Below are 25021 nucleotides of genomic sequence, written 5' to 3'. Positions count from 1 at the left end.
GCCGGCTCAGATGTAGCGGCCCTCGAACCACGCTCGTACGGCCATGGTGTGCAGCGGGAAGGCGAGTTCCTCGGGCCTGCGCAGCAGGTGCCAGCCCTCGGTCTCGTCCGTGGCGCCGGAGGGCGGCAGTCCTTCGGCGGGGCGTTCCGGGAGGAGTCCGAACAGCAGCAGATGGCCGTCGGGCGAGCTCATGGCATCGACCAGGCGCACGTCGCGGGCGGCCGCGTCGATGTCCGTCTCCTCCTTGAGTTCGCGCACGACGGCGTGCTTCCAGTCCTCCCGGTCGTCGATGTAGCCGCCGGGCAGTGCCGTGCCTCCGCGCGCGGGGGCGATGGTTCGGGTGACGACGACCAGGGCCGTGCCCTTGGTGTCGTACACGGGCTGGAGCGCGATCGCGACCGGGAGCGGGTTGCGGTAGGCGACGGTCCCGCAGGACGGGCAGGTGCGCGGCCAGCCGGAGACGCCCGCTCCATAGGGCGCTCCGCAGCTCGAACAGTGCGAGTCCGGCGCGAAGTTGGCAGTTGGCTGCTGAATTTCGGACACGCGCGGACTGTATCCGATCAGAGGAAGGACATGTTCCGGCAGCGGCGGGCAAGGGAGCGACAAAGGTGCGGGAGGGGCGGCCGGAACCACCCCCGTCGGCCCCGGCCACCCCTCCCGATACCACGACGCCGGAAGGGGCCGTCCGGTTCGCCGGGACGCCTGCCCATTTCCGGATGCCCGTGACACACTTCTGACACATCGTCAGATCACCTGTCCGGGAGGAATGTTGACGCGCACACGTACACCCGCGGTCTCCGGCTGGTTCACCGGCGAAAGGGACGAATTCCGGCTCCTGGGCACCCGCTGCGCATCCTGCGCGTCGGTGTTCTTCCCGCGCGAGGACGTCCACTGCCGCAATCCGCACTGTGCGGGCGGCGCACTGGAGGAGATCCCGCTGTCACGGACGGGCCGGATCTGGTCGTACACCGACAGCCGATACCGCCCTCCGTCACCCTATGTGAGCAGTCGGGAACTTCCATGGGAGCCGTACGCGTTGATCGCGGTGGAGCTGGAGTCCGAGCGGATCGTGGTGTTGGGACAGGCGGCTCCCGGGGTCACCGTCGCCGATCTGACGGTGGGCATGGAGGTGGAGGTCGTCCCCGGAGTGCTCCACGAGGACGCGGAGACGACCTGGACGACCTGGCACTGGCGGCCGACGGGGGTGACGGCATGACGGCGGACGTGGCGGTGCTCGGCGTGGGCATGCACCCCTGGGGCAAGTGGGGGCGCGGATTCGTCGAGTACGGGACGGCGGCGGCTCGGGCGGCCCTCGCGGACGCCGGCCTCGGCTGGCCGGCCGTCGACTCGGTCGTGGGCGCGGACACGGTGCGTGGCGGATATCCGGGGTACGTGGCGGGGGCGACGTTCGCCAAGGCCCTCGGCTGGCAGGGAGCACGGGTCTCGAGTGTGTACGCGGCGTGCGCCTCCGGGGCGCAGGCGATCGCGACGGCGCGGGCGCAGATCCTCGCCGGGCTCGCGGACGTCGTGCTCGTGGTGGGGGCGGACGCCGCGCCCAAGGGGTTCTTCCGGCCCGCCGGCGGAGACCGCCCCGACGATCCGGACTGGCTGCGCTTCCGCCTGCTGGGCGCGACGAACCCGGCGTACTTCGGGCTCTACGCGCGCCGGCGGATGGCACTGCACGGCGACACCCCGGAGGACTTCGCGCAGGTCAAGGTAAAGAACGCCGCGCTGGGCGCGCTCAACCCGTACGCGCGCTACCGCAAGCGGGTCACCGCCGAGGAGGTCGCCGCGTCCGCGGTGGTCTCCGATCCGCTGCGGCTGCTCGACATCTGCGCGACCTCCGACGGCGGCGCAGCCCTGGTGCTGTGCAGCCTCGACTTCGCGCACCGGCACGGTGCGACGCGACCGGTGCGGATCCGGGCGGTGTCGACGGTGACACCGCGGTACCCGAGCACGGTGCTCGATCTGCCGGACATCGCCACGGACTCCGCTGTCGCGGTGACGCCTCCGGACGAGACCTTCCGTGCGTCCATCGCCCGAACCGCCTACGAGGAGGCGGGCATCGGCCCCGAGGACCTGTCCCTGGCGGAGGTGTACGACCTGTCCACCGCGCTGGAACTGCAGTGGTACGAGGATCTGGGGCTGTGCGGCGAGGGCGAGGGCGCGAAACTCCTGCGGGAGGGCGCGACGGCGCCGGGCGGGCGGATACCCGTCAACACCAGTGGCGGACTCGCCTCCTTCGGTGAGGCGGTACCGGCTCAGGCCATCGCCCAGGTCTGCGAAGTGACCTGGCAGCTGAGGGAGGCCGCGGGCGACCGGCAAGTGACCGGTGCGCGCGTGGGGATCACGGCGAACCAGGGGCTGTTCGGGCACGGATCGTCGGTGGTCGTGGTGCGGTGAGGGCGGCCCGGCAGGGCGTCGTGTGACAGGCGGGACTCATGAGATTGTCCACGCTCTGTGATCACCCCGGAATCCTGCGTGAACGTCTTATGAACTGGCCCTGGGCGTGTGCGGGCGGCGCAATCATGCTCCCGTGCACTCCTGGACGGATACTCTCCGCTTCGCCTTCCAGCCGGTGGTCAACCTGAGGACGGGCGCGGTCGCCGCACTGGAGATACTCGCACGTCCGGAGACCGGCGACATCCTCGCCGAGGCCCGCCGTGACCCCGAACTCGACAGCAGGCTGGCCGTGCTGGCCGTCCGCGCCGCGATGCACAAGGAATCGCTGCTGCCGCTCCACGTCAACGTGTTCGCGGCGACACTCGCCGACCTCGGCGGCCTCACCCCGCTGCACGACGCCGTACGCGCCGCGGGACGGATGCCCTGGGAAGTGACCCTCGACATCGTGCCGCCCTACACGCACGTGCCGCAGCGGGCGCTGCTGGAGACGGTGACCTCGCTGCGCGAGCAGGGGTTCCGGATCAGCGCGGACGGCATCGGGGACGGGGACGTCCCCCTGAGGCTGCTCACCGACCTCTCCCCCGACCTGGTCAAGCTCGACAGCTCTCTGCTGTCCCGGCCGGCCGCGGTGCGGGCGATGCGGACGCTGTGCGAGCAGCTGGGCGCCCTGGTGGCGGTGGAGGGCGTGGAGACCGAACTCCAGTGTGCGGCGGCACTGTCGGCCGGTGCCCAGCTCGCCCAGGGCGACCTGTTCGCGCCGCCGGCCCGGATCCCCGCCGCGGACGTATACATTCCGCCGCGTTCCCAGGGTTCCGTCGTCGCGCCCCGGTCCGGGCCGTCGGTGCGGGAGTTCGTGCGGCCCGCCGCCGTCCTGCCGGTCACCGCTTCGGCCGGACAGGTCCGGGGGCTGCTGACGGGCTCGCCGGACGTCTCCGGGGTGCTGCTCGTCGACCAGTCCGGGGTGCCGGTCCGGTCGGTGCACCGGTCGCGTTTCCTGCTGTCGATGTCCGGCCGGTACGGACACGCCCTGTACGCGGACCGGCCGGCCTTCAAGCTGGGCGACGCGCCGCGCACGGTCGGCGTCGACGCCACCGCCTGGGAGGTACTGGACGTGGTGGCGATCGGCGGCCGCGACCGGACCTCGGACGATGTGGCGGTCGTCGACCACCGCGGCCGGTGCGTGGGCGTCGTACGGCTCGCGGACCTCGTACGGGCGCTGGCCGAGACCCGGGTGGAGGAGGCGGCGGGGCTCAATCCACTGACCCGGCTGCCCGGTTCGGACGCGATCACGAGCGAGGTGGACCGGCGGATCGCCGACGGGCGGGCGTTCGCACTCAGCTGGCTGGACATCGACCACTTCAAGCAGGTCAACGACGGTTCCGGGTTCGCCGCGGGCGACGAGCTGATCCGCTCGGTGGGGCGGGCTCTGCAGCAGGCGGCCGCACGGCACGCGCGCGTGGGGCACATCGGCGGGGACGACTTCCTGGTGCTGGCCGAGGAGGAGGCGCTCGATCCGCTGGTGGCCGCCGTGCTCGACCCTCCCTGGTCGGCGGGCGGGCGCCCCGTCACGCTGTCCCTGGCGACCGTCGTGTGCGTGCCCGGCAGCGTGTCCGACCACCGACAGGCCGCCGCCCATCTCGCCCCGCTGAAGAAGGCGGCGAAGACGCTGAACGGGACGAGCTGGGTGCTCGCGCGCGCGGGTCTGCCCGGACACGAGATCCGGCGCGGTTCCGGTGCTGCCCCGGCCCAGGCCGGGTTCGCGGCGGCCGGACCCTTCGGGTGAACCAACCCTCCGCATCGGGCCGTTGAGTCCCCACCTGCGGGAAGGAAGCCGTCGGCGCCGGATCCGGGACAACCGCTGTCATCGTTGCCGTCGGCGACCTTGACGGTCCCCGAGCGCCGGTGAACACTTCCGGGTGTCAGTCGACATCGCCGTACATTCTCGGCGTAATCAGGCGCTGCGCCGCGGGCTCTGAGCTGCTCAACGGCCCGTCTTCCAGGGGCGATCCGGCTGCGACGGCACGCTCGTCACGGACGCCGGGCGGGGCGCGGGGCCCTCCCTGCCTTCGGCTGAAGTCGCCAAGGGAACCGTTCCTGCACGGAGGACCGGGGCGCCCGCCCCGGGCCGGCGCCAAGGGAGCCGCCATGAGCAACGGAGACATATTCGTCGGCGAAGTCATCGGCACCGCGATCCTGATCCTGTTCGGTGCCGGTGTCTGCGCCGCGGTCACTCTCAGATACTCCAAGGCACGCGCCGCCGGCTGGGTCGTCATCGCGTTCGGCTGGGGGTTCGGCGTGCTCGCGGGTGCGTACACCGCCGCTCCCCTCTCCGGCGGCCAGCTCAATCCCGCAGTCACCATCGGCATCGCCGTGGACACCGGCAAGTGGGGCAAGGTCTGGATCTATCTGCTGGGCCAGATCGTCGGCGCGATGCTGGGCGCCGTCCTCGCCTACCTGGTGTATCTCGCGCAGTTCCAGGCCAACGTCCACAAGGAGGGTGCGGCCGAGGAAGCCGCCGACGCGCCGGTCCCGACCCTCGGCATCTTCTCGACGATCCCGGAGATCAGGAACCCGGTGGCCAACCTCGTCACCGAGATCATCGCGACGATCGCGCTCGTGCTGCCGATCCTCGCCTTCGGGCTGACGAAGGGGCTCGGCGAGTCGGGCACCACGGTGCTGATCGTCTGTTTGCTCGTCGTCGGCATCGGGCTCTCCCTCGGCGGGCCCACCGGATACGCCATCAACCCGGCGCGCGACCTCGGCCCGCGCATCGTGCACACCTTCCTGCCGATCCCGAACAAGGGCACGTCCGACTGGGGTTACGCGTGGATCCCGGTCGTCGGCCCGCTGATCGGCGGGGCACTCGCGGGCCTCGTCTACAACGCGGCCTTCTGACCCAGCGACCCGACCCAGCGACCCAGGGACAGCCATGACGGACACCGCCGAGCAGTACGTCGCCGCCATCGACCAGGGCACCACGTCCAGCCGCTGCATCATCTTCGACCACGGCGGCGCGATCGTCGCCGTGGACCAGCGCGAGCACCGCCAGATCTTCCCGAAGCCGGGCTGGGTGGAGCACGACGCCACCGAGATCTGGTCCAAGGTGCAGGCCGTGGTGGCCGGGGCACTCGCGAAGGCCGGGCTGCGCGCCGACCAGTTGAGCGCCCTCGGCATCACGAACCAGCGGGAGACGACGGTCCTGTGGGACCGCGCCACGGGCAAGCCCGTGCACAACGCGATCGTCTGGCAGGACACCCGTACCGCTGCCCTGTGCAACGAACTGGGCGGCGCCGACGGCCAGGACCGCTTCCGCGAGCAGACCGGACTGCCACTGGCCAGCTACTTCTCCGGGCCCAAGGCGGCCTGGCTGCTGGACAACGTGCCCGGCCTCAGGGAGCGCGCCGAACGCGGTGAGATCGCCTTCGGCACCATCGACTCCTGGCTGATCTGGAACCTCACCGGCGGTACGGACGGCGGCCGGCACGTCACCGACGTCACGAACGCCGGCCGCACCATGCTGATGAACCTGGAGACCCTCCAGTGGGACCCCTCCATCCTCTCCGTGATGAACGTGCCCGAGGCCGTCCTGCCCGAGATCAGGTCGTCCGCCGAGGTGTACGGCACCGCCGTCGGCCAGCTCGCCGGTGTTCCCGTGGCCTCGGCGCTGGGCGACCAGCAGGCCGCCGTGTTCGGGCAGGCCTGCTACGACGTCGGCACCGCGAAGAACACCTACGGCACCGGGAGCTTCCTGCTGCTCAACACCGGTGACCGGCCGGTGCCCTCCAAGAACGGGCTGCTGACGACGATGGGCTACAAGATCGGCGGGGAGGCGCCGGTGTACTGCCTGGAGGGGTCCATAGCGATAACGGGCGCGCTGGTCCAGTGGTTCCGCGACCAGCTCGGCATCATCCGCACCGCCGACGAGATCGAGACCCTCGCTGCGAGCGTCGAGGACAACGGCGGCGCCTACATCGTGCCGGCCTTCTCGGGCCTGTTCGCTCCCTACTGGCGCTCCGACGCGCGCGGGGTCGTCACCGGCCTGACCCGGTACGTCACCAAGGCCCATCTCGCGCGCGCGGTGCTGGAGGCGACGAGCTGGCAGACGAGGGAGGTCGTGGACGCCATGTACCAGGACTCCGGGGTGCGGATCACGACCCTGAAGGTCGACGGCGGCATGACGAAGAACAACCTGCTGATGCAGCACCAGGCGGACGTGCTCGGCGTCCCGGTGATCCGGCCCCGGGTGTCCGAGACCACCTGCCTGGGCGCCGCCTACGCGGCCGGCCTGGCGACAGGCGTCTGGAACGACCTGGACGAGCTGAAGTCGCACTGGCAGAAGGACGCGGAGTGGACGCCGGCCATGGAGACGTCGGTACGCGACCGCGAGTACCGCAACTGGCACAAGGCGGTGGAGAAGAGCTTCAGCTGGTTCGAGGACGACGAAGCCTAGGAGCCGCAAGCTCCACGCGCGCGTGCGGCTGCGCGCAGGGACCGCGGCCCGTACCCCTGTCGGCGGGGGTACGGGCCGTGCCGTCGGTCAGCCGGTGACGGCCTCGCGGCGGTCGGCCGCGTACTCCATCGCATGCTGGACGACGCCGATGAGCACCTCCTTGACCGTCTCACGGTCGCGGGCGTCGCACAGCAGGACGGGCACGTCGCCGTCCAGGTCGAGAGCCTGGCGGACGGCCTCGGCGGGGTAACGGGAGGCTCCTTCGAAGCAGTTGACACCGACGACGAAGGGTATGGAGCGCCTCTCGAAGTAGTCGACGGCGGCGAAGCAGTCCTCCAGGCGGCGCGTGTCGGCGAGGACCACGGCGCCGAGGGCGCCCTCGGACAGCTCGTCCCACATGAACCAGAACCGCTCCTGCCCGGGCGTCCCGAACAGGTACAGCACGAGGTCCTCGCGCAGGGTGATGCGGCCGAAGTCCATGGCCACGGTGGTCGTGTGCTTGCCCTCCACACCGCTGGTGTCGTCGACCGGGCGCCCCGCCTCGGTCAGCAACTCCTCGGTACGCAGCGGCCTGATCTCGCTGACCGCGCCGACAAGGGTCGTCTTGCCCACACCGAAGCCGCCGGCCACCAGGATCTTGAGCGTGACGGGCTCGACCGGGGGCATGCCGCGTTCAGAACGCCCGAGGATCATCGATCTCTTCTCCTGCTTGATGGTGGTCGGGCGACGGTCGGCCGTAGCCGCCGCCACCGGGGGTTTCGATGACGAGAACGTCGCCGGGACCGACGTCCGCCGATCCGCTGCCGCCGAGATCGGTGACCGTGCCGTCGGCCCGCTCCACCCGGTTGGCGCCGAGCGCTCCGGGCCCGCCGCCCGCCATGCCGTACGGCGGCACGCGGCGGTGCTGGGAGAGGGTGGAGACGGTCATGGGTTCGAGGAAGCGGATGCGGCGCACGGCGCCGTCCCCGCCACGCCGGCGTCCGGCGCCACCGCTCCCCCGCCGTACGGCGAACTCTTCGAGCCTGACGGGCAGCCGCCACTCCAGCACTTCGGGGTCGGTCAGCCGTGAGTTGGTCATGTGCGTCTGTACGACGTCGGCGCCGGGGAAGTCCTCGCCCGCCCCGGACCCGGAGGCGACGGTCTCGTAGTACTGGTGGCGTTCGTTGCCGAAGGTGACGTTGTTCATGGTCCCGGAGCCCTCGGCCTGCACGCCGAGCGCGGCGTACAGGGCGCCGGTGATGGCCTGGGAGGTCTCGACGTTGCCGGCGACGACGGCGGCGGGCGGCTCGGGGGCGAGCATCGAGCCGCGCGGTACCACGATGTCCAAGGGGCGCAGGCAGCCGTCGTTGAGCGGGATGTCGTCGGCGACCAGGGTGCGGAAGACGTACAGGACCGCCGCGTTGACCACCGAGAAGGGGGCGTTGAAGTTGGTGGCGAGCTGCCGGGAGGTGCCGGTGAAGTCGATGGTCGCGCGGCGCTCGGCACGGTCGACGCGCACGCGGACGCGGATGACGGCGCCCGAGTCCGTCTCGTAGGCGTACTCACCGTCGTCCAGGGCGTCGATGACCCGGCGGACCGCCTCCTCCGCGTTGTCCTGGACGTGTCGCATGTAGGCCTGCACGACGTCGAGGCCGAACTCCTCGATCATGCGGCGCACCTCGTCGACGCCCTTCCGGTTGGCGGCGATCTGGGCGCGCAGGTCGGCGAGGTTGGTGCGGACGTTGCGGGAGGGGTGGGGCGCCTCGGTGAGCAGGCGGCGGGTCTGCTCCTCACGGAAGCGGCCGTTCTCGGCGAGCAGCCAGTTGTCGAAGAGGACGCCTTCTTCCTCGATGGTGCGGCTGTGGGCGGGCATGGAGCCGGGGGCGATGCCGCCGATCTCGGCGTGGTGACCGCGGGAGGCGACGTAGAAGAGGATCTTCGTGTGACTCTCCGTGTCCGTGGCGGAGTCGGTGTCGAAGACCGGGGTGATCACGGTGACGTCGGGCAAGTGGGTGCCGCCGTGGTACGGGTCATTGACGGCGTAGGTGTCGCCCGGCCGCATCGAGGTGCCGCGGCGGCGGATGACCTCCTTGACGCTGGTGCCCATGGAGCCCAGGTGGACAGGGATGTGGGGCGCGTTGGCCACCAGGTTTCCGTCCGGATCGAACAGGGCGCAGGAGAAGTCCAGGCGTTCCTTGATGTTGACGGACTGGGCCGTGGACTCCAGCCGGGCGCCCATCTGTTCGGCGATCGACATGAAGAGGTTGTTGAAGACCTCAAGCAGAACCGGGTCGGCTTTCGTGTCGAGACCGGAACTCTGCGTAATCGTCGTCCGTTCCATGACCAGATGCCCGTCGTCGGTCGCAGCGGCCCGCCAGCCGTCGTCGACGACGGTCGTGGCGCCGGCCTCGGTGATGACCGCGGGTCCGGTGACGGTCCGGCCGGGCGGAAGGACCTCCCGGCGGTGGAGGGGTACGTCGCGCCAGGCGCCGCCGGTGTGGAGGCGGACGGTTTCCGGGGCGGCGGAGTGGCCCCCGTAAGGGGCGAGGGCGGAGAGATCGGGGGGTGCGGTGATGCCGGTGGCTTCGACGGAGAGGGCTTCGACGACGATCGGACGGTCGAGGGTGAAGGAGTACGTGGCGCGATGACGTTCTTCGAAGGCGTGCCTCATGGTGTCGGGCTCGGTCAACTCGACGGTGAGGGTGGTGTCGGTGCCGTCGTAGCGGAGCTGGGCGCGTCGGGTGACCTCGATGCGGTCCTCAGGGACGTCCTCGGCGCGGAGTTCGGCGCGGGCGGCGCCTTCCAGGCCGTCGGCCGTCTTGTGGATGCCGGGCATCGAGGCGGCTTCCAGGGGTGTCTCGACGGACTGTTCACGCATGGCCGTGGTGTCGGCGAGTCCGATGCCGAGCGCGGAGAGGACACCGGCCATGGGGGGTACGAGGACGGTGCGGATACCGAGCGAGTCGGCGACCCTGCACGCGTGCTGGCCGCCCGCTCCGCCGAAGGTGGTCAGGGCGTAGCGGGTGACGTCGTGCCCCTTCTGGACGGAGATCCGTTTCACGGCGTTGGCAATGTTGGCGACGGCGATCTGCAGGTAGCCCTCGGCCACCTGCTCGGGGGTGCGGTCGTCGCCGGTCCGCTCGCGGATCTCGCGCGCGAGGGCGGTGAACCGGTCGCGGACCAGTGCGGCGTCCAGCGACTGGTCGCCGTCCGAGCCGAACACCGCCGGGAAGTGGGCGGGGTGGATGCGGCCGAGCATCACGTTGGCGTCGGTGACGGTGAGCGGGCCGCCCGCGCGGTAGCAGGCGGGGCCGGGGTCGGCTCCTGCCGACTCGGGGCCGACCCGGTAGCGGGAGCCGTCGAAGTGGAGCACGGAGCCGCCGCCTGCGGCGACGGTGTGGATGTCCAGCATGGGCGCGCGCAGCCGGACCCCCGCGATCAGGGTGGTGAAAACGCGCTCGTACTCACCGGCGAAGTGCGAGACGTCGGTGGATGTGCCGCCCATGTCGAAGCCGATGACGCGCTCGAAGCCGGCGCGCTCGGACATGCGGGCCATACCGACGATGCCACCGGCCGGCCCGGAGAGGATGGCGTCCTTGCCGCGGAACTGCCCGGCCTCGGTGAGTCCGCCGTTGGACTGCATGAACATCAGCCGCACACCCCGGAGCTCGTCGGCGACGCGCCGTACGTAGCGGTGCAGCACGGGCGACAGATAGGCGTCGACGACGGCGGTGTCCCCGCGGGGGACGAGCTTCATCAGCGGGCTGACCTCGCTGGAGAGCGAGATCTGCGGGAAACCTGTGCGGGCGGCCAGCTCACCGATCGCGCGCTCGTGGGCGGGGTGGAGGTGGCTGTGCAGGCAGACGACGGCGACCGCGCGGATCCCGTCCTCGTACGCCTGCTGGAGCGGGCCCGCGAGGGCGTCCAGGTCGGGCGCCCGCAGGACGGTGCCGTCGGCGGCGATGCGTTCGTCCGCCTCGATCACCCGCTCGTAGAGCAGCTCGGGCAGTTCGATGCGGCGGGCGAAGATGCTGGGGCGGTTCTGGAAGGCGATGCGCAGGGCGTCCCGGAAGCCGCGGGTGATCACCAGGAGAGTGCGTTCGCCCTTGCGTTCCAGCAGCGCGTTGGTGGCGACCGTGGTGCCCATGCGGACAGCGTCGACGGTCTCCCCGGAGCCGCCGAGCAGTTCGCGTACGCCGGCGACGGCCGCGTCGGCGTACCGGGCGGGGTTGTCGGACAGCAGTTTGTGCGTGAGCAGGCGGCCGTCCGGGCGACGCGCGACGATGTCGGTGAAGGTGCCGCCTCGGTCGACCCAGAACTGCCAGCCTGTCACGTCACTACTCCGCTTCCGCGCCGGTCACAGCGCCCGGAGGCCGTTGATCACGTCGCGCAGAATACTCTCGTCCGGCAGCTCGGCCGGGGGCACCGGCCGCGTCACATGGACGAGTTCCGCGTGCACGAGGTCCCCGATGAGGACGCGCACCACCCCGATCGGCAGGTTGAGCTCCGCGGCGAGTTCCGCGACCGACTGAGGTGCCGTGCGGCAGAGCCCGACGATCTCCACGTGCTCGGGGGCGAGAGTCGGGTCCGCCTCGGAATCCCCCGCGTGCGGTTCGGTGACGACCACCGCGATCAGATCGAGGCGGTGCTGGGCCGGACTCGTGGTGCGACCGCGCGTCATGGCGTATGGGCGGACGACCGGTCCGGCCTCGTCGTCGAACCAGTGGCTTCTTCCCTGACCGTCTCCGCTCATGTCATCCCACTACCCGCCCGCGGGCAGATCGGTGCGCGGAGCGGCGCCAAGATGTACGCCGACCCGCTTGACCAGCAGCGTCATCTCGTAAGCGACCTGCCCGACGTCGGAGTCGGCGTCCGAGAGGACCGCGAGGCAGCTGCCGTCCCCGGCGGCGGTGACGAACAGGAAGGCGTCGTCGAGCTCGACCACGGTCTGCCGGACGCTGCCCGCGTCGAAGTACCGGCCCACCCCCTTGGCGAGGCTGTGGAAGCCGGACGCGACCGCGGCCAGGTGCTCGCTGTCTTCCCTGGTCAGGTCCTTGGACACGCCCGTGGGCAGACCGTCGCCGGAGAGCACGACGGCCTTGCGGATGCTGGCGACGCGATCGACGAGCTCGTCCAGGAGCCAGTTCAGCTCCCCCTTGTTCGTCTCCGTGTGGCCGGTGGCCTTCGGTGCGGTCATCGACCGTCCCCCTTAGTCGTTCCTGGTGCTGTGCCGTTCTGGGCGTCGTCGCCCGCGGCGTTCTCCTCACGGCCGCGCTGCCAGCCGCGCTGGAGCGAGGCCATCCGGCTGCGGACCTCGTCGGCGTCGCGGTCGGCGGGCTGCGCCGCGCGTTCCGGGCGCCTTTCCGCCTCCTGCTTCAGCTGCGGGGCCAGGTTGGCCTGTCGTACGCGCCGGGGCAGTGGTCCGGTGCCCGGCTCGGCGGCCCCACCGCCGGCCTGCGGGGTGCCGTCGCCCGGGCCACCGCCGGAAGCGGCCTCCGAGGGCCGGGTCCGTCTGGGCAGGGCCGGAACCTCGGAGGTCTGGTCCCCGCTGACGGCCGGGGCAGCCGTGCGCTCGTCGACGCGGTCCGCGAGTCCTGTGCCCCGGACTGCCTCGCCGCGGCGGCGGGCCGGCAGGGGAGCCAGTGCGCCGGTGTCGGAGCGACGCGGGCCGACCGCGGGCTGCTCGTCCGGGTCGCCTCGCCGGGAGCGCTGCTCGGTGACGGGCCTGCCGTGGGAGCTGACCAGCTTGGGCGTCTGCCGCCGGGGCAACGGTACGGGTCCGCCGGAGCGGTCGTCCGCCGGTATGTCGTCGGCGCGCGGGGAGACGGGCTGATGGGGCTCACCCAGCCGGGAGGCCGTCTGGTCGTCGGTACGGCCGCGGGAGCGGCGGGGACGGAACAGGCCGCCGCGCTCGCTCTCCTCGTCCGTCAGGGCGCCCGGGAACTCGTCGATGGCGTCCAGGTCCACGGGCGCCTCCAGCTCGATCGGCCCGTCCAGCGGGGAGGCCGGCAGACCGGGCAGTTGCACCGGCGCCTGCGACCGGGCTGGGGCGAGGCTCGGCACCTGCTCGGCCTCCTTCGGGAGGCGCTCGCGGTCAAGGCGGAAACCGATGCCGTTGGTGTCCGGGACGTCGTCGGTCAGCAGCGTGTCGGGGATGAACACGACGGCGGTGGTGCCGCCGTAGGGGGACGGCTGCAGGGAGACACGGACGTTCTGGCGCTGGGCGAGACGGCTGACCACGAACAGGCCGAGCCGGTCCGTGTCCGAGAGTTCGAACTCGGGGGTCTCGGCGAGCCGCAGGTTGGCGTCCAGCAGCGCCTCGGCCGTCATGCCGAGTCCGCGGTCGTGGATCTCCAGGGTGAAGCCGTTGGCGACCCGCTCGCCGACGACCTGGACGGCGGTGTGCGGCGGCGAGAACACCGTGGCGTTCTCGAGGAGTTCGGCGACGAGGTGGGTGAGGTCGGCGACGGCCGGACCGGTGACGGCGACCCGCGGCAGGCGCCGGACCTCGATGCGCTCGTAGTCCTCGACCTCGGCGACGGCGGCGCGGACGATGTCCATCAGCTGCACGGGGCGGCGCCACTGACGCGACGGTGCGGCGCCGGAAAGGATCACCAGGCCCTCGGCGTGCCGGCGCATACGGGTGGTGAGGTGGTCCAGGCGGAAGAGGTCGGCGAGTTCCTCGGTGTCCTCGGTCCGGCGCTCCATGGTGTCGAGCAGGGTGAGCTGCTTGTGCAGGAGGACCTGGCTGCGGCGGGCGAGGTTGACGAACACCTCGGAGACACCGGCCCGCAGTTCGGCCTGCTTGACGGCGGCCTCCACCGCTGCGCGCTGGAGGGTGTTGAGGGCCTGGCCGACCTCGCCGATCTCGTTCTTGTCGTACTCCAGCCGTGGCACCTCGGTCTCGATGTCGACCTGTTCACCGGCGGAGAGGCGGCGCATCACGCTGGGCAGCCGCACACCGGACGCCTCGTGGGCCTCCAGCCGCAGCTGCCGCAGGTCGCGGATGAGGCTGCGGCCGACGCGCACGGACAGGACGATCGAGAGCAGGAGCGCGACCAGGCCGAGGACGCCCGCGACGGCCGCCTGCACGATCACTCCGACGGCCACGGGCCGCATGCGGTCCTGGAAGCGGTCACCGGCCTGGTCGTCCAGGGTGCCGAGCTCGTCGAGGACGCTCGCCGCGGCGGAGTCCCAGCTCTGGGCGGTGACACCGCGCGGAGTGCCGGATTCGCTGCCGATGACGGACTGTTCGGCCACGCGCAGCGGGGCGGTGGTGGCGTTCTTCCAGAAGCGTTCGTAGCGTTCGCGTTCCGCGGCGGGCAGCAGCGGCAGGCTGATGTCGTACAGAAGCGTGCGCTGGGCGATGAGGTCGGAGATGTCCCTGGTCTCGTCGTGGGAGAGCCTGCCGACGACCAGCGAGGAGCCGAGCAGGGCGTCTTCGCGGGAGAGCAGCTCGCGGGCGCGGGTGATGTTGACCAGGGCCCGGGACTGCTTGTCCATCTCGACGTCGTCGACGCCGTCGAGGCCGGCGAGCAGCGTGAAGCAGGGGTCGACGAGCCGGTTGTAGAGGTAGAGGGCCTGGGCGCGGCTGACCGTGCGCTCTTCGACGCTGCGGCGCAGGGAGTCGAGGCCGTCGAAGGCGTCCAGGACGACGGTCAGGCGCTCGGCGTCGTTCGCGTCCATGCCGCCGCGGACGTCACTGTCCTTGGCGTTCCTGCGGATCTCGGCGGCGGCCCGGTCGGTGGCGGTGCGGGTGCGGTGCAGCGCCGAGAGGGCGTCGGCCGCCCGCGGGTCGGCGAGGTAGACGAGGGTCTGACGGCGTTCCTGCTGGAGGACGCGGACCGTGTCCTCGGTGGGATAACCGATCTCCTGCACGACGTCGGACACGTGGAAGAGCCGAGTGACTTCACGCCCCGTGAGCACCGTGGCGAATCCCCAGATGGCGGTCAGGGACACCAGCGGCACGAGAAGCAGCGCCACGATCTTCCGGCGGATCGACTTCCCGCGAAAGCGCATGGCCTCCCCCAGCTCGCCCCCACCGGCCGGGGGTACATGTCCGTCAGCAAACGGCGTGAGCCTACTACCGCACCACAGCTAACTCGAAGGCATGTCCGGAGGGTGAACTTCCGCACCAGGGGCGAGACATGGCGAGTTGTCCGGGCATTGCGGGAGATTGCGCCCGGGATCCGTGGGCCTGTCGCGGTACCTGCCGGAGCAGTACGGACAGCCGGTTGGCTGGAATTTTTCGCAACATGGGAATCTTCGCGGGTGGTTGTTCGTCGTTCTCTACGGGAAATGGGGGCGGAATCGGCCACAGGAGCCGCATCCCGCACCCCGGCGGCGTAAAACTGCGCAAGCCGGGCAGCCACTGGGGAGTCGGGGTCTTCGGACCCCGGGGCGAGCGGTCTGCCGGCGGTGGGGAGTGACACGGTGATGGGCACGGCGGAGCAGCGCGAGGCGCCCGGGGAGAGCGTGGCGGGGCGCTCGGCGGCGGGGCGGGGCCAGGAGGCACCGGATCGCGACATTCGGGTGCGTGGGCGGGCCGGGGAGTCCACCGGCGGGCAGCATCAGCCGGACCACCGGCCGTTGTGGGTGGAGGAGCCGGCCCTCCGGCGCCGGATGCCCGACCCGGTGCGTACGGCGGCGGTGCGGGCCGTGCTGATCATCTCGGTGACGCTGATCCAGGCCATGGTGGCGTTCCTGTGCACACTGGCCGGGTCCTGGCTGGCGTTCCCGATGGTGATCAGCAGTGTGACCAGCACCGTGGTGGCCACCTGGGCCGTGGTCGACGTATGGGTGACCCGCCAGGTGTGGAACCAGCGTCACGGCGTGGTCTCCGAGCCGAGCAGCACGGCCCGGTCGCTGCGCCGCGAGCGCCGTGCCCGCCGGCGTCAGGAGCGGACCGCCCTGCGGGAGCAGGAGCGGATACGCCGGCGGGGAGGCACCGGGCAGCTGTCGCACTCCTGACCTTCGGGCGGCCCGGCCCCACGCTCACGGGGCGGCGGGCTCCGCCGGCTCCTCCTGCCGCCTCAGCTCCCGCCGGGCCCGCATGAAGGGGCGTGGGCGGCCCACCGAGAGCACGGCGACGATGCGCCCGTCCCGTTCGTAGCGCGCGAGGAAGCCGCCCTCGCCCCGGCCGCCGTCGGTGAGGTCGCCCTCCGTGATGCGCACGGTGTCGCCGTCGCGGCGCCGGCCCGCGAACTGGATGCGGGAGCCGTACTGATCCGACCAGAAATAGGGCACCGGGCGGGCGGTCTCGAGGGTGCGGCCGGCCAGCAGGTTGGTCACGGCGACGCGGGGCTGCTCGGCGGCGGAGGTCCAGTGCTCGGCCGGTGGTCGACGCGGCGGGCGTCGGCGAGAACCTCCAGGACCACCCCGAGGGCGTCATCATGTGGGAGGCGAAGCAGCCGATGCCCACCGCGTCCAGCCAGTGGTGGGAGGCGGGCGTCTTCTACGACACCGAACCCGGCCTGGACCGCCCCGATCTGATGTTCCACTACGGCTCGGTGCCGTTCGACATGAACACCGCGCGGTGGGGCTACCCCACCTCGGAGAACGCGTTCTGCCTGACGCCCAACGTGACGAAGGCGAAGTCCCGCGGCACAGTGCGGCTGCGGACGCGGGACTACCGGGACAAGCCGAAGGTGGATCCCCGGTACTTCACGCACGAGCACGACGTACGGGTGATGACGTACGGGCTGAGGCTGGCGCGCCGCATAGCCGCACAACCCGCGTTGAGCGGCTGGGCGGGCGCGGAGCTGGCTCCCGGTCCCAGTGTCCGGTCGGACGACGAACTCCTCGACTACATCCACAGGACCCACAACGCCGTCTACCACCCGTCCTGCACCGTGAAGATGGGCGCGGACGACGACCCCTCGGCCCCGCTCGACGCGCGGCTGCGGGTCAAGGGGGTCGAGGGGCTGCGGGTCGCGGACGGATCGGTCATGCCCGACCTGATCGACGTCAACCCGTGCATCAAGACGATGATGATCGGCGAGAAGTGCACCGACCTGATCAAGGAGGACGCCTGACGGCTAAGCCGGCCGCTTGTACATCCGTGTCGCCGTGATCTCGGTGTGCACCGCCTCTCCGGCCGGGGCCGGCTTCGGCAGCCCCGGCCGGAGGTGTTCCTCCACCCTGATGTACTTCAGGCCCGCCCTGAGGTCGGCGTCGTTGCGCAGCCGGATGACCAGCGGAAACTCGGCGAGCGCGGTCGTGTCGAACAGGCCGGTGGTGTACAGCAGCTGCACGCCCAGCGCGTCGGAGACGGCCCGCTGCAGCTCCAGCAGATACGTCGCGTTGGCGCGGCCGATGGGGTTGTCCAGGAACAGCGTGCCCGCATGCCGGTGCTTGTCGCGGCCCCGGTCGTTCGAGCGCAGCGCGGCCATCGTGCAGTACAGGGCGATGGCAGCGGTGAGCAGCTGGCCGCCGGAGAACACGTCACCCATCTGCCCGACGGGCACGCGCTCGGCGCGCAGCACGGCGTCGGGCTTGAGGATCTCGACGGCCACGCCCTTCGGCTGGAGCGCTGCCGCGACGCCCCGCAGCAGCAGGGACATGCCGTCGCGGCGCAGGTCGGAGTTCTTCCTGACGGCCGCGCGTGTGGCTTCGTCGATGACCTCGCCGAGGCGTTCGGTGAGCGTGGCATGGTCGGGTTCCTCGAAGCGGATGCGCAGGAACTCCTGCCCGGACCACTCCCCGAGCCCTTCGGGGAGGCGGGAGAGCCGCTGGGCGGACCGCAGCGTGGCGAGAGCCGACTCGACCAGTCCCCGCAGGCGGTCCACGATCGAGTCCCGGTTGCGCTCCAGCTGCGCCAGCTCGTCGGTGAGGACGCGCAGTCGCGGCGCGAACGCGTCCGCCCACTTCTGGGCGTGCTCGGGCAGCGCGGCGACGGGCAGCTCGCGGATCTGCTGCCGGGCGGGCGTGCGGACCTGCTCGTAGCGTGTGGAGTTGGCGTGCCGGACGAGGACGTCGCTCGCCTCGCGCACGGCCGCCTCGGCGGCGGACAGGTCGGTGGCGCAGCCGCGCAGCGAGCGGCGGGCCTCGGCGGCCGAGTGCCGGGCCTCCTCCGGGCTGCCCGGGTACGGCTCCGGCTCCTCCTGCTCGTCGTCGGGTGTGTGCTCGCGCAGCAGGTCGCGGAGCATCGCGGCGATCTCGTCGAAGCCGCCGGCCGCGTCCTCGGCGGCCCGGTGGGCCTCCAGCAGCTCGGCGTGGACCTCCCGGGCCTCGGCCAGCGCCTCGGTGCGGGCGGCGAGTTCGGCCGTGGCGGTGCGCAGCAGGGCCTGGGCGTGCTCGGCGTCGCGCGGGACGAGTTCCTCGGCCAGCTCGGTGTGCGCCTCGCCGTCCTCGGGGGCGTGCCGCTCCGCCTCGCCGCGCAGCCGGCCGAGCTGTTCGCTCGCCGTCGACATACGGGTCTCCAGGAGCTGCACCAGCTCCTCCGCGCGCGCGGCGGCGGCCTGCCGGGAGGGTCCGTCGGAGCCGTCGGGTGACTGGAGCAGCTGCTCGGCGCGCGTGCGGACCTTGTTGCTGAGCCGGTCCAGCTCGGCGAGGGAGGCGCTCTCGTCGCTCTCCGCGCGGGCCTGCTCGGCGCGCAGGTCGGCGCCGACGCCGACCTTCTCGTACACCTGGGAGGCGGCCCGGTAGGACTCGCGCAGGGCCGGCAGGGACGACTTCGGGGCGTCCGCGTCCGTCTCCGGTACGTCGTCGGGGGCGCCGGCGATCTCGGATCGCTCGGCGCGCAGGGCGCGTGCGGTGCGGCGGGCGTCGTCGGCGGCGCGCTGGGTGGCGCGACGGTCCTCGTCGGCGGCGCGGGCGCGGTCCAGGAAGGTCTGGGCGCGGGCCTCCGACTCAGAGGCCTCGTCGGCGAGTTCGCGGAGCTTGACCTGCCAGCCGGCGCGCTCGCGCAGCCGGTAGGCGAGTCCGGCGAGGGCGTCGGCGGCACGGCGGGCCTTCTGCGCGGCCTCCTGTCGCTCGTCGCGGACCTGGGTGGCCTCGGCGGCGGTCTCGTCGGCCTCCGCGCGCGCGGTGCGCGCCTCGGCCAGCTCGGCCTCGCTCTCCTCCGCGAAGGCGCGTGCCTCGTGGGCGGCCTCGGCCAGCTCGGTGAGCCGTCCGGCCGGGCAGCCGGTGCGCCAGGACGTGAGCCGCGCCGCCAGTTCGCGGTCCTTGCCGAGGCGGGCGGCGAGCGCGCGGATCTCCTCGTCGCGGGCGGTGGCCCGGGCGCGCAGCGCCTGCCGCTCCTCGTCGGCCGCGTGCTCGTCGTGCATGGCCGGGTTCGGCGGCACCAGGAAGACGTCACCCGGGGTGGCGCCCTGCGCCGGGGGCGGGGCGAGCAGGGCGGCGGCGGTGCCGACGGCCACGGCGGAGCGCGGCAGCAGGGCGGCGTCGCCGAGCGCCTCGCGGGCACGCGCGTGCGAGTCCGGGTCGGTGATGACCACGCCGTCGACCAGTTCGGGGCGGGCTGCGAGCACGCGCACGTGGTCGGCGGGGTCGACGGCCTGCGCGAGGTAGCGCCAGCCAGGCAGCGCGGGGATGCCCTGCTCGCCGAGGAACTCCACGGTGGCCAGCACATCCGGGCCGGGCGGCAGCAGGCCACCGTCACCGAGGGCCCCCAGGATGCGGGCGTCGTCGGCGGCGGCGGTGCGCAGGTCGAAGAGGTGCCGTTCGGCTGTCGACACGGCGTCGTCGAGGAGTTCGCGCAGCTCGTCCGCGAAGCGGTCGAGCTGCTCGGGGCTGAGCGGGCCTTCGGCACGGGAGCCCTCGGGCGAGTCGCCCGCGCGCGCGGGGGCGTCGTCGGCGGCTCCCGTCCTGGGTCCTGGCACGGTGCCCCGCGCCGTCCCGGATACGCCCGGCAGGCTGAGCAGCTCCGCGAGCCGTTCCTCGGCGGCCAGGGCCTCGGCGAGTCGCCGCTCGGCCTCGTGACCCCGCTCGGCCGCGGTGGCGGCGTCGGCGGCGCGGGCCGCGGTCAGCTCCGCGCGGGACTCGGCCGAGGCCGCCTCGCGGGCGTGCTCGGTCGCCTTGCGCGCGGCCTCGCGGGCCGTGTCCCAGGCGGCCACGGCGGCCTTCTCGGCGTCGCTGGCGGCGAGCGCGGCACGGGCCGGGTCGGCGTCCGGGGCGCTGTCGTCGAGCCATCCCGCGCGGACCGCCTCGGCCGTCTCCTGCTCGACCTCGGTCAGACGCTGGCGCAGATGCCCGGCCTCGCTGCGGGCGCGCTGTGCCTCGGTCGCGGCGGCCGTGGAGTCCCGGTAGGCGGAGTCACTGACGTCCTGGAGTGCGGCTGAGCGCTCCTCCTCCTCGTTGGCGAGGGTCTCGGCGCTCTCGGCGGCCGTGTGCAGGGCCCGTACGAGGTCCACGGCGGCCTTGGCGCGGGCGGCGAGCGCGGGCGCGGCGTCCCGCTCGGCCTCCTGGATCGCGACGGACACGCGCGCTACGCGGTCGGCGGCGGCGCGGTGGCGCAGCACGGCCTCGGCGGCCTGCCAGGCGGAGTGCAACGTGCGGGCGTCGGCCAGCTCGCGCTTCTGCGCGGCGGCGGACTTCTCGGCGGCGGCGAGCGCCAGCGAGGCGTGCCGGAAGGCGAGTTCGGCGGCGATCAGAGCGCTGCGCTCCCGCGCGCCCTCGGAGTGCGTGACGGCGTAGGCGGCGGCCGTGACACGTTGCGCGAGGTCGGCGGCCCGCACCCGCTCCTGCACGGCCCGCGCGGACAGCCGCCGGGCCAGCGTGCGGGTACGGCGCTCGGCGCCGGCGTGGATGTCACGCGCGCGTCCGCGTGCCTCGGCCGCCTCGACGATCCGTCCGAGCAGGTCCACGGAGCCGGCCGTGAAGTCCCGTTCGGCGATCAGCTCGGCACGCCGGCCCAGCTTGTTGCCGAAGCCGCTGACGAGGTCGGCGAGGCCGTCGGTGTCGCGGGTGTCGGTGACCGCGCGCAGCAGCAGGTCGGTGAAGTCGGAGTCCTTCTTGACCGCGAAGAGACCGGCCGCCTCGCCCTCGTCGGCGTTCATCTCCCGCTGGTAGCGGAAGAGTTCGGGGTCGAGGCCGAGGTCGCCGAGGTGCTCGATCCAGCGGTCGTGGATCTCCTCCCAGTGCACCTCCAGGTGCGGGTAGGCCTTCCCGGCCTCGGTGAGGGCGTCGCGGAAGCCCTTCATGGTGCGGCGGCGGCCCTGGGCACCCGAGGCGCCCTCGACGGGCGGCCGTACGGCGGTGGACTCGGCGACGGGCAGGTTGTCCAGGCTCAGGCCGGGGCCGGGCCGGAAGGAGTACCAGGCCTCGGCGAACTTCCGCGGATCGTTGGAGACCTGGCGTCCGCGCCACTCGCTGACCTTGCCGACGACCACGCACTCGCCGGTCAGCACATGCTGCCACTCCAGCGCCACGTGCCCGCAGTCGTCGGCGAGCAGGAACTTGCGCAGCACTCCGGAGCTGGCGCCGCCGAGGGTGTTGCGGTGGCCCGGCAGCATCACCGAGAAGATCAGCTTGAGCAGCACGGACTTGCCGCCGCCGTTCTCCAGGAACAGCACGCCCGCGGGCGCGGGGCGGCGTGGCGGTCCGGACGGCTCCTCCTCGAAGAACTCCGCCTGCGTGGGTGCGGGGTCGGGCACGGGCTCGCCGACGCCCCGCAGGTCAAGCACGGTGTCGGCGTAGCGTGCACCGGCGGGCCCGATGGAGTAGAGGCGGACCCGGGACAGCTCGTACATGGCGGACTCTCGTCAGTCTTCTGGCAGATCGTGGAGGTTTTCAGGAGTGCGACGGCGCGTGGAACGGCAGCCCGGCGTCGGCCACCAGGTCCAGGTCGTCGGTGTCCTCGGGGGGCAGCAGGCTGGCCGTTCCGTCGGTGACCGGGACGACGCCCAGGTCCAGCAGCTCGGCCATGGCGGCGCTGCCGGCCATGTCACGCACCTGGAGCTGGTAGCGGGCCGTGGTGCGGTAAGTGCCGCCGTGGTCGTCCCCCGTGCGCTGCAGGAACCCCGAGTCGGTGAGGAAGACCACGGCCTTGGCCACCATGCCCGTGGTGGAAGCGGCCGGCCGGCGCGCGTCCTTGGTGGCGCCGGTCGCGCTGCGTCTGGCCCAGATCCGCCAGGCGGCCTCCAGTCCGGGCGCGTCGGTCGCCGGGTCGGTGTTCTCGCCCTGTTCCTCGGCACGCTCCTCCAGGCGCCGGCAGGCCTGCCGTACGAAGGCGTCGACGCCGTTGACGGTGACCCGGCCGATGTAGGCGTCGTCGGCCAGGTCCTCCGGGCGCGGGAACGCGAGCGCGGCGATGGCGAGATGGGCCAGCCCGTGCAGGAACCGGTCTCCGGAGTCGGCGGCGGTGCGACGCGCGTAGTCGCCCATGCGGACGGCGAACACCGAGTCCTCCGCGGCCGTCACGGCCATTCCCGCGCGCGGGGACACCTCCAGCACGACGAGCCCGAGACCCGCCGCGACGGCGTCGGCGAGCCGCGCGAAGGCGGGGTCGTCACGATAGCGGCGCAGCAGCTCGGTGTACTCCTGGTCGCGCGCCGGCTGCAGTTTGGGCTGCAGCCCGAAGGCGACGAGCCGCGCCGCGTCGGCGGCGTCGGCGGGGGTGACGGCGCTGGTCGCCGACGCGGCGGGGGTCTCCGCCTCACTCCACTCGACGTGCTCGCTCACGACTGCAACTCCTTGACCTTGAAACGAGGGGGACGGGCAACTCCCTGAGGGGCGCGGGGAACTGCGCGACCGGCCACGACGGGCCCGCAGCCGACGGACGACATCACGCCGCCTCCGTGCGATCCGCAGCCATCCCCGCCGCATCCAGCAACGCGGTCCCCACGATCAGATCGGCCCCACCGAACTCGGGATCGTCCAGCTCGGTCCCGTCGTCCACGGCGAACAACAGCTTCTCTTCGCCCTGGCGGTAGGCCGTGCCCACGGCGGGGCTGGCCGCGTGCACCGCCAACAGTGCGACCAGGTAGGCCAGATCGGGGTCCCCGGTCCGCCGCGCCTCCGCCAGCAGTCCCGACAGCCTCCTCGGCGCATCGGCGGGCAGATCCAGCAACTCCGTCGCCGCGGCCAGCTGCTCCTCGCTGAAGCGGCTGTCGTCGGGCGTCGCGATCAGGTCGGGCTCGGGCATCTCCGCGCCCAGATGTTCCCGCTCCACCGGCGGCGTCAGCAGTATGTCGACGAGGTCGGTCACGCGCACCGACACCGGCGTGCGCAGGCCCGTGCCCTTGCCGAAGAACGCGTCCGTCACCCGGACCGCCTGCTCCAGGGGCAGCGGCAGGACCGGCGCGACCAGGTGGCCGTACAGGTCGATCCCGGAGGTCGTGGTGGGGGTGGCGAAGGCCTGCCGGTCCTGTTCGGCGCGGAACAGGGGGCCCGCCTCCAGCAGGCGCGACTGGAGCTGGGTGTGCCGCCGGATGCAGTCCTTGACGATGTCCACCAGCTCGGCGGCGCGCCGCTTGTGCTCCGGGTCCTCGGTCTCGTCGCGGGCCTTGCGGATGTTCGTGAGGATCGCGTTCTCGTGGCGGTACCGGTCGGCCACGTGGTCCAGCGCCTCGGCGATCATGTCGGGCACGGTGGTGAGCCAGTCCACCGCACGGACGTTGCGCCGAGTGGCGTCCAGGGCGCGGCGGAGGGTCTCCGAGTACTGCACGGTGCGGTAGCGGGCCTGCTCGGCGGCGAGCTGGGCGTCGGCGAGGCGGCCACGGTTGATCAGCACCTCCAGCTTGACCTCGGCGGCGATCTGCGCGCTGGTGACGTCGGTGTCCAGGGCACCGACCAGGACGTTGACCGCCTCGTCCGTCGTGCGGAGGTAGACCGTGCCGCCCGGGCCGGGGACCTCCTCGATCAGCTTGAAGTCGTAGTCACGGCGGACATAGGTGCCGTCGGGCGCGAACGTGCCGTACACCGCGCGGAAGCCGCGGTCCACGCTGCCGACGTTGATCAGGTTCTCCAGGACCCAGCGGGCCACGCGCTCGTGTTCGGCGACGGGCCGGTGCGGGGCCTGGGCGGCGATGCGCGGAACGAGCCGGGCCACGATCTGCTCGTGGTCGGCGCCCGTGTCGAAGTCCATGTTCAGCGTGACCAGGTCGATGGCGGCGAGGGCCACCTCGGCCATGCCGTACACCGAGTACTCGCCGGCCAGGTTGGCCTTGCGCGCATCCAGGTCGTGGAGCGGCGCCGTGCAGGCGAGCGCGCGCAGCCGACGTGCCAGCCCCTCGTCGGCGGCCGGGCCCGGTGCCGGGCGCGGCCCTGCGCTGAGCTGGGGCGGAACGCTGTCCGTCGATGCAGGCGAAGTCACGGTGCACAGACTAGGTCCTCGGTCTGACAACGACCCAAACGACGCAGAAACGACGGCCGTCACAGACGCTCAAGAGGCGTCGGCGCCGTCCTCGCCGACCCGCCGCCGGTACACCTCGACGACCCGTTCCAGCGAGTCCGCGAGATAGGTCTCCAGCAGGTGCTCCGCCTCGCGCCGGTCTCCGGCCTGCAAGGCGTGGAGGATCTGACGGTTGCGGGCGAGGTACGGCTCGTGCAGCCGGTGCGGGTCGTCCACGACGTGGAAGGCGAGCCGCAGCTCGGCGAAGACGCTGCGCATCAGCTCGTCGGCGCGCTCGCTGCCGGCCAGCGCGACCAGCTCCCGATGGAAGTGGATGTTGGCCGTACCCAGTGCTTTCCAGTCATTCTCGTGCACGGCCAGCTGTCCCTCGGTGACGGCGGCGGCCAGCCCGCCGAGCCCGTACGGCGGCTCGCCGAGACCCCGGACGACCGCGCACTCGACCAGAGCCCGGGTGCGGTAGATGTCCTCGACGTCCTCCACGGTCAGGACCCGGACGAAGACGCCCCGGTTGAGTTCGTGGACGAGTAGGCGCTCGTGGGTGAGCAGCCGGAACGCCTCGCGCAAGGTGTTGCGGGAGACCCCGAGCGCGCCGCCGATGGCGTCCTCGGACAGGCGGGTGCCCGGCGGGAAATAGCCCTCGGCGATACGGCTCCGGAGGATGTCGGAGACCCGTTCGGCGGTGCTGGTACGCCCCAGGAGGGCGCGGTCGTCGGCCAGTCCCGTCAGCTGCTCTGCCATGCCCGGAATTCAATCGCAGTCCCCGGAACGAAACAACGTGGGTATTGAAGGATCGTTGAACGATCCTCTACGGTGCTCCGCACGGCACGACTTCCCTACGGCACGACTTCCCCACGGCTCACGGCTCGGCTCCCGCACGACGCGGCTTCCCGCAGCAC

At 72.3% G+C, this 25021-nt stretch carries 16 protein-coding genes and 2 pseudogenes; 7 read left to right on the top strand and 11 right to left on the bottom strand.

The window, feature by feature from the left end; genetic code table 11:
* Window positions 1-6: 6 nt before the first annotated feature.
* The gene (locus tag ABZ471_RS23395; RefSeq protein WP_359068727.1) at window positions 7-543 is read right to left on the bottom strand and encodes an NUDIX domain-containing protein; all 537 of its coding nucleotides are present in this window, start codon (window positions 541-543) and stop codon (window positions 7-9) included.
* A gap of 223 nt (window positions 544-766) precedes the next feature.
* Between ABZ471_RS23395 and ABZ471_RS23390 the strand changes: the two genes are divergently transcribed.
* The 5 genes from ABZ471_RS23390 (at window position 767) to glpK (ending at window position 6853) form a co-directional block, all read left to right on the top strand.
* Window positions 767-1216 (top strand): zinc ribbon domain-containing protein, encoded by a 450-nt coding sequence (locus tag ABZ471_RS23390; protein ID WP_359068726.1) that lies wholly within the window; start codon window positions 767-769, stop codon window positions 1214-1216.
* On the top strand, window positions 1213-2403 hold the full coding sequence (locus ABZ471_RS23385; protein WP_359068725.1) for a lipid-transfer protein: 1191 nt from the start codon (window positions 1213-1215) through the stop codon (window positions 2401-2403). Before ABZ471_RS23390 ends, ABZ471_RS23385 begins: the two co-directional genes overlap by 4 nt.
* A 133-nt stretch (window positions 2404-2536) precedes the next feature.
* Window positions 2537-4186 carry a GGDEF domain-containing protein gene (locus ABZ471_RS23380; protein WP_359068724.1) on the top strand — a complete coding sequence of 550 codons (1650 nt, stop codon included), beginning with the start codon at window positions 2537-2539 and terminating at the stop codon, window positions 4184-4186.
* A 362-nt stretch (window positions 4187-4548) separates the two neighbouring features.
* Window positions 4549-5298 (top strand): MIP/aquaporin family protein, encoded by a 750-nt coding sequence (locus ABZ471_RS23375; protein ID WP_359068723.1) that lies wholly within the window; start codon window positions 4549-4551, stop codon window positions 5296-5298.
* 34 nt (window positions 5299-5332) lie between these two features.
* Entirely contained in the window at window positions 5333-6853 is a 1521-nt protein-coding gene (gene glpK, locus ABZ471_RS23370; protein WP_359068722.1) for a glycerol kinase GlpK, read from the top strand.
* An 87-nt stretch (window positions 6854-6940) separates the two neighbouring features.
* On the opposite strand, the gene ABZ471_RS23365 is transcribed toward glpK, so the two are convergent.
* From ABZ471_RS23365 to ABZ471_RS23345, 5 genes are read right to left on the bottom strand one after another with little or no spacing between them, the layout of a single operon-like run.
* Window positions 6941-7546 (bottom strand): ATP/GTP-binding protein, encoded by a 606-nt coding sequence (locus tag ABZ471_RS23365; RefSeq protein WP_359068721.1) that lies wholly within the window; start codon window positions 7544-7546, stop codon window positions 6941-6943.
* On the bottom strand, window positions 7527-11165 hold the full coding sequence (locus tag ABZ471_RS23360; RefSeq protein WP_359068720.1) for a hydantoinase B/oxoprolinase family protein: 3639 nt from the start codon (window positions 11163-11165) through the stop codon (window positions 7527-7529). The genes ABZ471_RS23365 and ABZ471_RS23360 overlap by 20 nt, the downstream gene beginning before the upstream one ends.
* Before the next feature lie 24 nt (window positions 11166-11189).
* The gene (locus tag ABZ471_RS23355; RefSeq protein WP_359068719.1) at window positions 11190-11585 is read right to left on the bottom strand and encodes a DUF742 domain-containing protein; all 396 of its coding nucleotides are present in this window, start codon (window positions 11583-11585) and stop codon (window positions 11190-11192) included.
* Between the two features lie 9 nt (window positions 11586-11594).
* The gene (locus ABZ471_RS23350; protein ID WP_359068718.1) at window positions 11595-12029 is read right to left on the bottom strand and encodes a roadblock/LC7 domain-containing protein; all 435 of its coding nucleotides are present in this window, start codon (window positions 12027-12029) and stop codon (window positions 11595-11597) included.
* Entirely contained in the window at window positions 12026-14851 is a 2826-nt protein-coding gene (locus ABZ471_RS23345; RefSeq protein WP_359068717.1) for a nitrate- and nitrite sensing domain-containing protein, read from the bottom strand. Before ABZ471_RS23345 ends, ABZ471_RS23350 begins: the two co-directional genes overlap by 4 nt.
* 417 nt (window positions 14852-15268) lie before the next feature.
* Between ABZ471_RS23345 and ABZ471_RS23340 the strand changes: the two genes are divergently transcribed.
* The gene (locus ABZ471_RS23340; RefSeq protein ID WP_359068738.1) at window positions 15269-15802 is read left to right on the top strand and encodes a hypothetical protein; all 534 of its coding nucleotides are present in this window, start codon (window positions 15269-15271) and stop codon (window positions 15800-15802) included.
* Window positions 15803-15826: 24 nt separating this feature from the next.
* Here ABZ471_RS23340 and ABZ471_RS23335 read toward each other — a convergent pair.
* A pseudogene (locus ABZ471_RS23335) lies at window positions 15827-16165 on the bottom strand (oxidoreductase C-terminal domain-containing protein); the annotation flags it as partial.
* A gap of 2 nt (window positions 16166-16167) precedes the next feature.
* Here ABZ471_RS23335 and ABZ471_RS23330 point away from each other — a divergent pair.
* A pseudogene (locus ABZ471_RS23330) lies at window positions 16168-16866 on the top strand (GMC oxidoreductase); the annotation flags it as partial.
* Window positions 16867-16869: 3 nt separating this feature from the next.
* Here the strand turns inward: ABZ471_RS23330 and ABZ471_RS23325 are convergent.
* The 4 genes from ABZ471_RS23325 to ABZ471_RS23310 all read right to left on the bottom strand — a co-directional run bounded on the left by ABZ471_RS23325 (window position 16870) and on the right by ABZ471_RS23310 (window position 24863).
* A complete protein-coding gene (locus ABZ471_RS23325) occupies window positions 16870-21522 on the bottom strand; it encodes a hypothetical protein (protein WP_359068716.1) in 4653 nt (1550 codons plus the stop codon).
* Window positions 21523-21562: 40 nt separating this feature from the next.
* Window positions 21563-22453, bottom strand: a complete 891-nt coding sequence (locus ABZ471_RS23320) for a hypothetical protein (protein ID WP_359068715.1) — start codon at window positions 22451-22453, stop codon at window positions 21563-21565.
* Between the two features lie 103 nt (window positions 22454-22556).
* Complete coding sequence (locus tag ABZ471_RS23315) at window positions 22557-24086, bottom strand: hypothetical protein (protein WP_359068714.1); 1530 nt, start codon at window positions 24084-24086, stop codon at window positions 22557-22559.
* 69 nt (window positions 24087-24155) lie between these two features.
* Window positions 24156-24863, bottom strand: coding sequence for a GntR family transcriptional regulator (locus ABZ471_RS23310; protein ID WP_359068713.1), 708 nt, complete (start codon window positions 24861-24863; stop codon window positions 24156-24158).
* Window positions 24864-25021 lie beyond the last annotated feature (158 nt).

It is taken from the genome of Streptomyces sp. NPDC005728 (genome assembly GCF_040630895.1).
In the GTDB taxonomy this organism is placed as follows: Bacteria; Actinomycetota; Actinomycetes; order Streptomycetales; family Streptomycetaceae; genus Streptomyces.
Note: the sequence above shows the minus strand (reverse complement) of the source record. Positions and strands in the feature narration are given on the sequence as shown.